General features: G+C 68.8%; 10 protein-coding genes. 3 read left to right on the forward strand and 7 right to left on the reverse strand.

The genetic code is table 11. The annotated features are described in order from the left end of the window. The first annotated feature begins 7 nt into the window (after positions 1 to 7). Complete coding sequence (locus H5J31_RS15585) at positions 8 to 949, forward strand: alpha/beta hydrolase-fold protein (RefSeq protein ID WP_181773285.1); 942 nt, start codon at positions 8 to 10, stop codon at positions 947 to 949. A gap of 6 nt (positions 950 to 955) precedes the next feature. On the opposite strand, the gene H5J31_RS15590 is transcribed toward H5J31_RS15585, so the two are convergent. The 6 genes from H5J31_RS15590 to tig all read right to left on the reverse strand — a co-directional run bounded on the left by H5J31_RS15590 (position 956) and on the right by tig (position 6,869). Next, positions 956 to 1,876, reverse strand: a complete 921-nt coding sequence (locus H5J31_RS15590; protein ID WP_407925046.1) for an anti-sigma factor RsbA family regulatory protein — start codon at positions 1,874 to 1,876, stop codon at positions 956 to 958. 85 nt (positions 1,877 to 1,961) lie between these two features. Beyond that, positions 1,962 to 2,345, reverse strand: coding sequence for a hypothetical protein (locus H5J31_RS15595; RefSeq protein ID WP_181773287.1), 384 nt, complete (start codon positions 2,343 to 2,345; stop codon positions 1,962 to 1,964). 114 nt (positions 2,346 to 2,459) lie between these two features. Further along, on the reverse strand, positions 2,460 to 3,755 hold the full coding sequence (gene clpX, locus H5J31_RS15600; protein WP_181773288.1) for an ATP-dependent Clp protease ATP-binding subunit ClpX: 1,296 nt from the start codon (positions 3,753 to 3,755) through the stop codon (positions 2,460 to 2,462). 233 nt (positions 3,756 to 3,988) lie between these two features. Next, positions 3,989 to 4,660, reverse strand: a complete 672-nt coding sequence (locus tag H5J31_RS15605) for an ATP-dependent Clp protease proteolytic subunit (protein WP_181773289.1) — start codon at positions 4,658 to 4,660, stop codon at positions 3,989 to 3,991. A 26-nt stretch (positions 4,661 to 4,686) separates the two neighbouring features. After that, a complete protein-coding gene (locus H5J31_RS15610) occupies positions 4,687 to 5,289 on the reverse strand; it encodes a ClpP family protease (protein WP_181773290.1) in 603 nt (200 codons plus the stop codon). 209 nt (positions 5,290 to 5,498) lie between these two features. Next, a complete protein-coding gene (gene tig, locus H5J31_RS15615) occupies positions 5,499 to 6,869 on the reverse strand; it encodes a trigger factor (protein ID WP_181773291.1) in 1,371 nt (456 codons plus the stop codon). A gap of 398 nt (positions 6,870 to 7,267) precedes the next feature. On the opposite strand from tig, the gene H5J31_RS15620 reads away from it, so the two are divergent. Further along, entirely contained in the window at positions 7,268 to 9,358 is a 2,091-nt protein-coding gene (locus tag H5J31_RS15620; protein WP_236005100.1) for a fatty acid desaturase, read from the forward strand. 186 nt (positions 9,359 to 9,544) lie between these two features. On the opposite strand, the gene H5J31_RS15625 is transcribed toward H5J31_RS15620, so the two are convergent. Then, positions 9,545 to 10,060 (reverse strand): hypothetical protein, encoded by a 516-nt coding sequence (locus tag H5J31_RS15625; RefSeq protein ID WP_181773292.1) that lies wholly within the window; start codon positions 10,058 to 10,060, stop codon positions 9,545 to 9,547. 157 nt (positions 10,061 to 10,217) lie between these two features. Between H5J31_RS15625 and H5J31_RS15630 the strand changes: the two genes are divergently transcribed. Next, entirely contained in the window at positions 10,218 to 11,756 is a 1,539-nt protein-coding gene (locus tag H5J31_RS15630; protein ID WP_207898091.1) for a sensor histidine kinase, read from the forward strand. The last annotated feature ends 4 nt before the right edge of the window (positions 11,757 to 11,760 follow it).

The raw sequence follows: 11,760 nt of genomic DNA on the forward strand, positions 1-11,760 counted from the left end.
GGGACGGGTGAACGAGGACGACCAGGGTCACGGAACGCTGCCGGGGGTGCAGGGGGCACGCCGCTGGCTGAGCCGTCGTTCCGTGCTGATCGCCGGCGCCTCCGGGCTCGGCGTCGCGGGGCTGGCCGCCGGAACGGCCACCGGCGCGCTGCCGTTCAGCGAAGCCCTCCAGCGCGCGCTCGGCGTCGCGTCACCCACCCCCGCCACGCAGCTGGGCAGCCCCCGGGTCGAACGGGTCTACTCCGAAGCACGCGGCCGCGAGGTCGATCTCGTGCTGATGCTGCCGACCAAGGCACCGCCCAAGGGCCTGCCGATGTCGCTGATGCTGCACGGCCTCCACGGCACCGCGCGGCACGCGGCCCCCACCGGACTGCTCAAGCAGCTCGGCAGCGAGGTCGCCCGCAAGGCGGTGCCCCCGTTCGGATTCGTCGCCGTCGACGGCGGCGACCACTACTGGCACGAGAACCAGCCGGGTGACAACCCGATGGCGATGCTGCTCGAAGAGGTCCCCCGCTGGCTGGCCGCACGCGGTCTCGGCGGCCGGGACGGGCTGCCGTTCGCCGCCACCGGCCTTTCGATGGGCGGGTTCGGCGCGCTGCTCTACACGCGGCGCCGGCTGGAACGCCGTCGGCCGCCCGCGGCGGTCGCGGCACTCGCGCCCGCGCTGATCACGTCGTGGCCGGAGATGAGCAAACGCCGCGCCTTCCGCGACGCCGCCGACTGGGGTTCGCTGGACCCGTTGCGCCACATCGACGTGACCAAGAGCGTGCCGACCGGGGTCTGGTGCGGCACCGAGGACCCGTTCATCGGCGGGGTGCGCAAGTTCATCTCCGAGGCCCGGCCGATGGTCGCGCACACCGCGCGCGGCAAGCACGGCGACGCGTTCAACCGCACCGTCGTCCCGAGTCTGGTGGCCTTCCTCGGAAAGCACGTCCCGAAGAACGCCTGACGCGACTCAGACGCGGAAGAAGATCCTGGTGACCGTCGTGCCGGGTCTCCGGTATTGCCGGACCAGGTCGGCGACCTGATTCACCAGCACCAGACCGCGTCCGCCGATCTGCCCGGGCGACGCCGGACGGCGGCCCGCCAGCGGATCGCTCAGCGTGCCCTCGTCGATGACCTCGCACAGCACGTAGCCGTCGTCACGCCAGACGCGGACGACGCCGTGTCCCGAACCGTGCAGCACGCTGTTGGCGGACAGTTCCGCCACCGCGAGCACGAGATCCTCGGCGCGTTCCGGGGTGAGGCCGCTCTCCTCGGCCCGCTCGAGCGCGAACCTCCGGACCGCGGCCAGCCGGGAAAGATCGAAACGGAACGCGTCGGCGGCGGGCGGCTCCGGAAGCGGCAGGTTGTACTTGTCGACGATCGCATCGGGCGCGTAGGTGGGACTCGGGCGTTCCCCGTCGGCGTCCCAGAGGACCGGATGGGTCCGCTCGGCGTCGGCCAGGACGTCGTCGTCGAGCCGGGTCCGGTCGTAGGGACACAGGATGCTGAGTTCACGGCCGGTGAAGGCGGAGTTGATCAGCGCCTCGTGCTGCGCGCAGGCCGGGTATTCGATGGCCGACCGGCTCTCCCAGATCGGCTCGCCGATGATGCGGACCGGACCGGACCGGTTGTCCGCGAAGGCGAGGAGCACACCCGGCAGGATGCGGCCCGGATTGCGGCCGGCCTCGGTCATGTCGATGAACGCGATCTCCGCGGCCGAATCGCCCAAGGCCTCTTCGATGAGTGTCAGATTCCGGCCCGGGACGGCCACCGCGACCGGCTCGTCCTGCTTCAGCCCCTCCAGGATGTACGGAACCGTACCGTCCAGGTACTCGGAGTCACCAGAGTAGAGCAGGCCCACATGCAAGAAGGGACCCGCGGTGACTGTCACGGACTCGTCTTACCCCGCCGGCGGGAATCTGAAACCCGTCTAATGGGGGTAAATCACAAAATGAGACCAGACTGATCCGCGCCGATCAGCCGAGCCAGCGACCCGCCATCGAGATCAACCAGAATCCGGCGAGCGTCGCACCGGTGAACAACCCGGTCCAGGCGACGAGGGCGCGATTCGTCCCCGCGGCCCGCGCGGACTTGATCCGGAAGAGCGCGTACGCCGAACCGGCGAAAAACGGCAGCGGGATCAGCGGCAGCGGCGACAGCCGGACGACGCCCGCCACGAGGCAGGTCACCACCAGTACGCCCAGCACGATCGTCAGCGCGCGCGGGATCCACGGATGCCCGCGATAGGCCCCGATGACGATGCGTTCGGTGAGTTCGACGAGTCCCCTGACCTCGCGTGGACTCGCGGCCTCCAGCTCGGGAGCCTCGTTCTCGTCCTTCGTGGGAGTCAGCGGCACCATCGCATCCTATCTCGGTCGGCGTCACCGTCCGGGCGGGACCGGAGAAAGCGATGCCCCGGCCGGGAAATCCGGCCGGGGCATCGATGACGACTGTGTTGCTGGAAAGAGCGCCGCCTAGGCGGACTTCTCGCCGCGCTCGCTGCTGCGACGACGTGACGGCTGACGCGCCACGATCGTCGGGTTCACGTTCTCGCGGACGGTCTGCTCGGTGATGACGACCTTCGCGACGTCGTCGCGGCTGGGGATGTCGTACATGACCGGCTGCAGGACCTCTTCCATGATCGCGCGCAGGCCACGGGCGCCGGTGCCGCGGAGCACGGCCTGGTCGGCGATGGCCTCGAGCGCGGTCTTGGTGAACTCCAGCTCGACGTTGTCCATCTCGAAGAGCTTCTTGTACTGCTTCACCAGCGCGTTGCGCGGCGTGGTCAGGATGCTGACCAGCGACTCCTTGTCCAGGTGGGTCACCGTCGCCACGACCGGGAGCCGGCCGATGAACTCCGGGATCAACCCGAACTTGATCAGGTCCTCGGGCATGGTGTCGGTGAAGACGTCGCTCTCGTCGATCTCGGCCTTCGTGCGGATCTCCGCACCGAAACCGAGGCCGCGCTTGCCGACCCGCTCGTTGATGATCTTCTCCAGCCCGGCGAACGCGCCGGCCACGATGAACAGCACGTTCGTCGTGTCGATCTGGATGAACTCCTGATGCGGATGCTTGCGCCCGCCCTGCGGCGGGACCGAGGCGGTGGTGCCTTCGAGGATCTTCAGCAGCGCCTGCTGCACACCCTCGCCGGACACGTCGCGGGTGATCGACGGGTTCTCCGACTTCCGGGCGATCTTGTCGACCTCGTCGATGTAGATGATGCCCGTCTCGGCGCGCTTGACGTCGTAATCCGCCGCCTGGATCAGCTTGAGCAGGATGTTCTCGACGTCCTCGCCCACGTACCCGGCCTCGGTGAGCGCCGTGGCGTCCGCGATGGCGAACGGGACGTTCAGCATCTTCGCCAGGGTCTGGGCCAGGTAGGTCTTGCCGCAGCCCGTCGGCCCGAGCATCAGGATGTTGGACTTCGCCAGTTCGACGGTCTCGTCCTTGGAATCCTTGGGCCCGGCCTTGTCGTCGGACTGCACACGCTTGTAGTGGTTGTACACCGCCACGGCCAGCGATCGCTTCGCGTCGTCCTGGCCGATGATGTACTGCTCGAGGAACTCGTGGATCTCGGCGGGCTTGGGCAGCTCGTCGAGCTTGACCTCGCCGGCCTCCGCCAGTTCTTCCTCGATGATCTCATTGCAGAGGTCGATGCACTCATCGCAGATGTAGACCCCGGGGCCGGCAATGAGCTTCTTCACCTGCTTTTGGCTCTTGCCGCAGAAAGAGCATTTCAGCAGGTCGCCGCCGTCACCGATCCGTGCCATGGCCGTTGACCTCGTCCCCTCCGGCGCCTTCTTTGCGCCTGCACTGTCGCGCCTGACTGTCGTACCGCCCCAGTCACGGATGACCTCTCGGAGCCTCACACACTGCCACTGACGGTACCCGCCCGATGCCGTCGGTGGGAGAACCAACGTCACATCTGAGCACGCCAGAAGCTGACCATAGACCAGGGTTCCGGTGCGTGTCGTCTCCCGACACGCACCGGTCCCGGCCAGGATCAGCTGTTCGACGCCTTGCGGTACTCGAGGACCTCGTCGACGATCCCGTACGTCTTGGCCTCGTCGGCCGTCAGGATCTTGTCGCGTTCGATGTCCTTCTTGACCTCGTCCGCGTCCTTGTTCGTGTGCTTCGCCAGGATGACCTCCATCTGGCGGCGCACGCGCTGGATCTCGTTGGCCTGGATCTCCAGGTCCGACACCTGGCCGTAGGTGCCCTCGGTGGCGGGCTGGTGGATCAGCACCCGCGAGTTCGGCAGCGAGTAGCGCTTGCCGGGGGTACCGGCGGCCAGCAGCACCGCGGCGGCCGAGGCGGCCTGGCCGATGCACATGGTCACGATGTCCGGGCGGACGTACTGCATGGTGTCGTAGATCGCCATCAGCGCGGTGAAGGAGCCACCGGGCGAGTTGATGAGGATCGTGATGTCGCGGTCCGGGTCCTCGTGCTCGAGGTGCAGCAGCTGGACCATCACGTCGTTCGCCGACGCGTCGTCGATCTGCACGCCGAGCATGATCTGGCGCTCTTCGTAGAGCTTGTTGTACGGGTTCGACTCCTTGATGCCGTAGCTCGTGCGCTCGACATAGGAGGGCAGGACGTACCGCGACTGCGGCAGCTGGAGCCGCGACTGCATCCCCGGCGCCTGCGACCCGATCGGAAGCTGGAAGTTGCTCATTGAAATTCTCCTGTGTTCCGGCGCGATCAGCTGGTGGGGAGCGGGTTCTCGCGCGTCAGGACCTGATCGACGAAGCCGTAGTCCTTCGCCTCCTGCGCGGTGAACCAGCGGTCGCGGTCGCCGTCCTTGACGATCTGCTCGACCGTCTGACCGGTCTGCTCGGCCGTGATCTTGGCCAGCTCCTGCTTCCACTTGCCGAACACCTCGGCCTGGATCGCGATGTCGGAGGCGGTGCCCCCGACGCCGGCGGAGGGCTGGTGCATGAGGATGCGCGCGTGCTGAAGGGCGTACCGCTTGCCGGGCGTGCCGGAAGAGAGCAGGAACTGCCCCATCGACGCGGCCAGGCCCATCGCGTAGGTCGCGACGTCCGGGCGGATGAGCTGCATCGTGTCGTAGATCGCGAAACCCGCGGTGACCGAGCCACCGGGCGAGTTGATGTAGAAGCGGATGTCCGACTCGGAGTCGTCTGCGTCGAGCAGCAACAACTGGGCGGTGATCCGGTTCGCGACCTCGTCGTTGACCTCGGAGCCGAGGACGACGATGCGTTCCTGGAGCAACCGCTCGAAGACCGAGTCGGTGAGGTTGAGCCCTGCGGTGCCGGACCGCGCCTCGGGCGTGTGCTGCGTCACGTCTGCCTGCCTTTTCCGCCGACGGCGGCGGGGCCGTGCCTTTCGGCCGCCGCCGTTATTTCCAAATGCTGCGTGTCCAGATGCTGTTGCGTGTCCAGATGCTGAAGATCTTGCAACCGACCCTAACGAACTTGGGCGGTGCAGAATGCCTGACACCGCCCAAGTTCGCTTACAGCTTTACGGTCCTTTTCACGCGGACCGCGTATTCCCTACTCGGCCGCAGTCTTCACGGGCTCGTCGGTGACCTGCGTCTCCTCGGCTGCGGGGCCGAAGAGCTCGTCGAGGTCGACCGCGGTGCCGGAGGCGTCGGTCACGGTGGTCCGGCGGACCACCGAGGCCAGCGCCTTGCCGCGGCGGACGTCGGCGTAGATCGCGGTCAGCTGACCGGACTGCTGCGCCCGCTGGACGTACTCGTCCGGGCTCACGCCGAAGCGCTGGGCCTGGTAGATGATCCGCTCGGTGAGCTCGCCGTCGTTGACCGACGTCTGCTCGGCGTCGGCGATGCTGTCCAGCAGCAGCTGCGTGCGGACGGCCTTCTCCGACTCCTCGCGCACCTCGGTGTCGAACTCCTCGACGGTGCGGCCTTCGGCCTCGAGGGCCTTGGCGAACTGGGCCTCGTCGTGGTCGAACGGGTGGATCGCGTCGTGCTTGCGGTTCTCGATCTCGGCTTCGAGGACCTTCTCCGGGATCGCGACCTCGGTGCGCTCGAGGAGCTCCTCGAGGACCTTGTCCCGGGCCTGGACGCCCTGCTGCATCTTCTTGACGCGGCCGAGGCGCTCGCGAAGGTCGCCCTTCAGCTCGTCGATCGTGTCGAACTCGCTCGCCATCTGGGCGAACTCGTCGTCCGCCTCGGGCAGCTCGCGCTGCTTGATGGTCTGCACGGTGACGGTGACCTCGGCGTCCTTGCCGGCGTGCTCGCCGGCGACCAGCTTCGTGGTGAAGCTCTTGGTCTCGCCCGCGTTCGCGCCGATGATCGCCTCGTCGATGCCGTCGACGAGCTGGCCGGAGCCGATCTCGTAGGACAGGCCGGTGGTCGAAGCCTCTTCGACTTCCTGACCGTCGACGGTGGCCGCGAGGTCGATCGACACGAAGTCGCCGTTCTCGGCCGCGCGCTCGACGCCGGTCAGGGTGCCGAAGCGGGCACGCAGCTCGTCCAGCTGCTCGTCGACCTCGGCGTCGGTGAGCTCGACGTCGTCGACGCTGACCGCGAAGCCTTCGAGGTCGGGCAGCGAGATCTCCGGGCGCACGTCGACCTCGGCGGTGAACTCGAGCACCTCACGGTCCTCGAGCTTGGTCACCTCGAACTCGGGCTGGCCCAGCGTGCGGACCTCGCCCGCGCGCACGGCTTCCATGTACTTGGCCGGGATGACCTCGTTGACGACCTCGTCGAGCACCGGGGCCCGCCCGATCCGGCTTTCCAGCACGCGAGCCGGCGCCTTGCCCGGACGGAAGCCGGGGATGCGCACCTGCTGGGCGATCTTGCGGTAGGCGCGGTCGAAGTTCGGCTTGAGCTCGTCGAACGGCACCTCGACATTGATCTTGACTCGCGTCGGGCTGAGCTGCTCGACGGTGCTCTTCAACGTATTCTCCTCGAGCGGTAAACGGTGTGATTGAGCATCCGCACGTCTTCGACGGCGGATGTGCCCTGGTCACCTTGCAGACCGGGCCGACCGAGTCTAGGCCCCGCGACTGTCCGGCCCGGGTCCGGGGCCATCCGAGCGCCCTCGCGGCCGCCTCGTCGCCTGATCACAGCTTTCAGGCGGCGTCCGGCGAACAGGACGCGGACCACCCGATCGGACCAGTTTTCGGTTCTTCTCTGTTACGAACCGGCCCATTCCTGGACACGGATGCGGGCCACGCTCCACCATCGGGCGCCGTGAAGGGCCATTTCGGCAGGTAGTTGAAGTTTACAAACCAGTACTAGTTGTCTACGGTGTGACAGCTTGTCCCGGTAGCCATCGACCGAGGGGACCGATCGATGACCGTCGCCGCTACCCGGTCCGAGAACTCGGGGGACCCGGGGGCAGTAACCGAGGAAAGAACGAGACGGGGTGTTCCCAACCCCCGGATCCCGCTTCCGCCGGTCTCGGTGCCGACCGTGCTGCTGTTCATCGGCGGGGCCATGGTCTGGGCGGGCGCCACCTGGCTGGTGCTCAACGACGCCGCCTCGCCGTGGGTGACCATCCCGCTGCACGCGCTGGTCACCTTCACGATGTTCACCGTGCTGCACGAGTCGACGCACCACGCGGCCGGACGGCTCACCTGGGTCAACGAACTGCTCGGCAGGCTCGCGATGCCGTTCGTGGCGAGCTACGGCTCCTTTCCCCTGGTGCGCTACATCCATCTGGAGCACCACCGCAACACCAACGAGGACGCGCACACCGATCCGGACGCGTGGACCGCGCACGGCCCCTGGTGGCAACTGCCGCTGCGGTGGCTGACGATCGACTTCTGGTACTCCCGTTTCTACGTCGCGCGACAGCGCACGCGGCCGCCGTCGGAGCGGATCGAGACCGCGGCCGTCGTCGCCTTGAGCCTCGCCGCGTTCGCCTGGCTGACCGCGACCGGCCACGGCTGGGAACTCCTGATGGTCTACCTGATCCCGCAGCGCGTCGGGCTGGCCGTACTGGCCTGGTGGTTCGACTGGCTCCCCCATCACGACCTCGGCGCGCAGCGGCAGAACCGGTTCGGCGCCACCCGCGTCCGCGTCGGCCTGGAATGGCTGATGACGCCGATCATGCTGTGCCAGAACTATCACCTGGTGCACCATCTCCACCCGGCGATCCCGTTCTACCGGTACCTGCGCGCGTGGAACGACAACCGCGACGCCTATCTCGCCAGGGACGTCCCGATCGCCACGGCGTGGGGCCGCGAACTGACGTCGTCGGAGTACCGCGAATGGCGTCAGCTGACCGGATCGTTCGACGAGGAGCCCCCACTCCCCCGGCAACCGCGTGAGCCGAGCCGCTTCCACTCGCTGCGGGTCGCCGAAGTCCGACCGCTGTGCGAAGGCGCCGTCACGGTGACCTTCGACGTGCCCGAGCGACTGCGCGAGACCTTCGGCTTCACGCCGGGCCAGCACATCGTGATTCGCGCCGAAGTCGACGGGGAAGAAGTGCGGCGGGCGTACTCGATCTGCTCGACGCCGGACTCCGGGGAGCTGCGGATCGCGATCAAGCACCAGCTCGGTGGCGCGTTCTCCACCTTCGCCACTACGGAACTGGCGGCGGGAGACGTACTTGAGGTACTGCCCCCTGACGGCGTGTTCACGCTAACCCCCGAACCGGGCCGCTCCGGCCGGTACGTCGCGCTCGCCGCGGGCAGCGGGATCACGCCGATCCTGTCGATCCTGACCGCGACGCTGCTGAACGAGCCGAACAGCAAGGCGACCTTGCTGTACATCAACACCTCCGGCGCCGGAACGATGTTCGCCGCCGAACTCGGCGCCCTCGCCGCGCGACTGGCCGGACGGCTGCACGTCGTGCACTACCGCACCGACGAACGCGACCCCGACCTGCGCACGCCGCGGATCGAAAAGCCGTTCGACACCGTCGGCGAGGCACTGGCGATCTCGCACGAGCGCTACCAGCGCGGCCGTCTCGACGGCACCCGCCTGCGCGCGCTGCTGCAGGCGCGGCTGCATCCGGCGAAGGTCGACGACTGGTTCCTGTGCGGCCCGCGCGACCTGGTCGACATGGCCCGCCGGACCCTCGCCGACAAGGACGTCCCGGACGAGAACGTCCACTTCGAGCTCTTCCAGGGCGCGCTTCCCGTGCGGCCGTCACGGCACCCGGGTCCGGTGCTGACCGTGACCGCCGGCGGCAAGACCGCCGAAATCCCCGCGACGGTCGGCGAAACCGTGCTCAGCGCCGCGCTGCGACACGGCGTCGACGCGCCCTACGCGTGTGTCGGCGGAGCCTGCGGGACCTGCCGCGCGACGGTGGTGCGCGGCAGCGCGCGGATGGACGTGCACTACGCGCTCGGGGACGACGAGATCGCCGCCGGCCGGATCCTGACCTGCCGGGCCGTGGCGACCTCGCCCGAACTGACCGTGGACTACGACCGCTGAGGCTCTCCCGAGGACGCCGCCTCACGTGATCAACCGGACGGCACCCGTGATCGCACGGACGTCATGCGTGATTGCACGGACGGCAAGCGTGATCAGACGGACGGCACCGTGACGTCCCTCTGATCACGCGTGACGTCCGGCTGATCACGCGTGACGTCCCTCTGATCACGAGTGACGTCCGGTCTGTCACTGGCCGGGTGGGGTCCCGCCGTTCTGGGGTGGGCCTTGGCCCTCGCCGGTCGATTCCCGCACCGACTGCGCGGTCGCGGTGGTGCCGGAGGTCGTCGCGACGACGGTGACCGTTTCCCCGGTCGTCACGCCGTTCACCACCGACGGGTCGATCGTGTAGACCTTGCTGTACCCGTCGTCGCTCACGGCGGTCAAGGACGTCGCGCTCATTTCGGTCACCTTCCCGGTCTGCGTGAGTCGTGTGGTGTAGCCGCCTTTCCCGTCCGAGACGACGTACTCGCCGTGCAAGGCGGGCGAACCGGGAGCGCCGCCCGTACCCGCCCCGCCACCCGGAGCGGCGGAAGCGGTGTCGGCGTCGGCGGAGGAACCGGCCGCCCAGATCGCCGCGCCACCGCCGACGGCGAGTACGGCCGCGGCGGCACCGGCGGTGACGGCCTTCCGTTTGCCCCCGCGGGCGGTCTTCTCCGGCGCCGGGGCGCCCCAGTCCGAAGTGGACGGTGAGTTCTCGTTCATGGTCTCCAGCTCCTGTGGTTCGTCGTTGACACCACCGTCCGCACCGCGGCTGTGCCGGACCTGTGCCCGCCGTCAGACCTTTCTGTGACCCACGCGCACAGCGGGCTCACAGGCGGGACACAACGCGCGCATACGACCGCGGCGCACGCTCGACGTCATGGCATCCGGTTCGGTCCCGACCACCGGCCCGCGCCGGTGGACCCGGCCCGGGCGGCTTTCCCTGCGCACCAGGCTCACCGGGTCGATGGTGCTGTTGCTCACCTTCGTCTGCCTGGTGATCGGCGTCGCCAGCGAGATCGCGCTGCGATCGTTCCTCATCGACCAGATCGACGGCCAGCTCTCCGCCGCGTCGGCGCGCGCCCACGACTACGCGAACCGGCCGCCGGACGACCAGCACGGCCCGGGCCCCAATCCGCTCAACGCCCCGGGCCAGGCGTCGGGAACGCTGAGCGTGCGGTTCACCGGCGACCGGGTGCTGTACGCCGGAGTCCTTTCGGTGCAAGGACTTCCCCAAGGTCTCTCCGCCGGCCAGGAGGCCGGGCTGCTGTCGCTGCCGGTCGACCGGCCGCCGATGACACTGTCGCTCGCCGGCCTCGGCGACTACCGGGTGCTGGCCGTCCAGCTCCCCGACGGCGTCGTCGTCACCGGACTTCCGCTGGAGCCGATGCAGGACACGCTGACGACGGTCGGGTGGATCCTGTTCGGGGTCGCGGCGGCGGGTGTCGCCGGCGCGGCGGTCCTCGGCGCGTTCGCGGTCCGCCGCACCCTGCGGCCGCTCGACCGGGTCGCGGCGACGGCGGGCCGGGTGTCGGCGATGCGGCTCGACCGCGGCCAGGTCGCGCTTTCGGTACGGGTGCCGGAGATCGACACCGATCCGCGCACCGAGGTCGGCCAGGTCGGCTCCGCGCTGAACCTCATGCTCGGGCATATCGCGCAGGCCCTGGAAGCGCGCCAAGCCAGCGAAACCCGCGTCCGCCGGTTCGTCGCGGACGCGAGCCACGAACTCCGCACCCCGCTCGCGGCGATCCGCGGGTACTCCGAACTCGCCGCCCGCGGCAGCGCCCTCGTACCGCCGGAGGTCGCGCGTTCGCTGTCCCGCATCCAGTCCGAGGCCGCCCGGATGACGACCCTCGTCGAGGATCTTCTCCTGCTCGCGCGGCTCGACGAGGGCAGGCCGCTCGAAGCGGGCGAAGCCGACCTCACCCGGCTGACCGCGGACGCCGTCGGCGACGCGCACGTCGCCGGACCCGGGCACCGCTGGGAACTCCGGCTTCCGGAGGGGCCATTGCTCGTCCGCGGCGACGTCCAGCGTCTGCACCAGGTGCTGTCGAATCTGCTGTCCAACGCGCGCACGCATACGCCGCCGGGTACCACCGTGGTCACCACGTTGAGCCGTTCGCAGGACGGGACCGCGGTGCTGACCGTCACGGACGACGGTCCCGGCATCGCGCCGGAACTCCTGCCGAGTGTCTTCGAACGCTTCGCGCGCGGAGACTCCTCGCGGTCGCGAAACGCGGGCAGCACCGGTCTCGGGATGGCGATCGCGTCGGCGATCGTGGTGGCACACCACGGCACGATCGAGGTGCACAGCCGTCCCGGTCACACCGAGTTCGCCGTACATCTGCCGGTGATCGGATCCGCACAGCGGGTACACAGCTTCGGCACAACCCCGCCCCAGGTCGGCACTCGACGCTGAGGGC

Source organism: Amycolatopsis pittospori (assembly GCF_013870525.1).
GTDB lineage: Bacteria > Actinomycetota > Actinomycetes > Mycobacteriales > Pseudonocardiaceae > Amycolatopsis > Amycolatopsis pittospori.

Coding starts and splice junctions, on each gene's coding strand:
- H5J31_RS15595 (WP_181773287.1), bottom strand. CDS start 2,345: ATGGTGCCGCTGACTCCCACGAAGGACGAGAACGAGGCTCCCGAGCTG.
- clpX (WP_181773288.1), bottom strand. CDS start 3,755: ATGGCACGGATCGGTGACGGCGGCGACCTGCTGAAATGCTCTTTCTGC.
- H5J31_RS15605 (WP_181773289.1), bottom strand. CDS start 4,660: ATGAGCAACTTCCAGCTTCCGATCGGGTCGCAGGCGCCGGGGATGCAG.
- H5J31_RS15620 (WP_236005100.1), top strand. CDS start 7,268: ATGACCGTCGCCGCTACCCGGTCCGAGAACTCGGGGGACCCGGGGGCA.
- H5J31_RS15625 (WP_181773292.1), bottom strand. CDS start 10,060: ATGAACGAGAACTCACCGTCCACTTCGGACTGGGGCGCCCCGGCGCCG.
- H5J31_RS15630 (WP_207898091.1), top strand. CDS start 10,218: ATGGCATCCGGTTCGGTCCCGACCACCGGCCCGCGCCGGTGGACCCGG.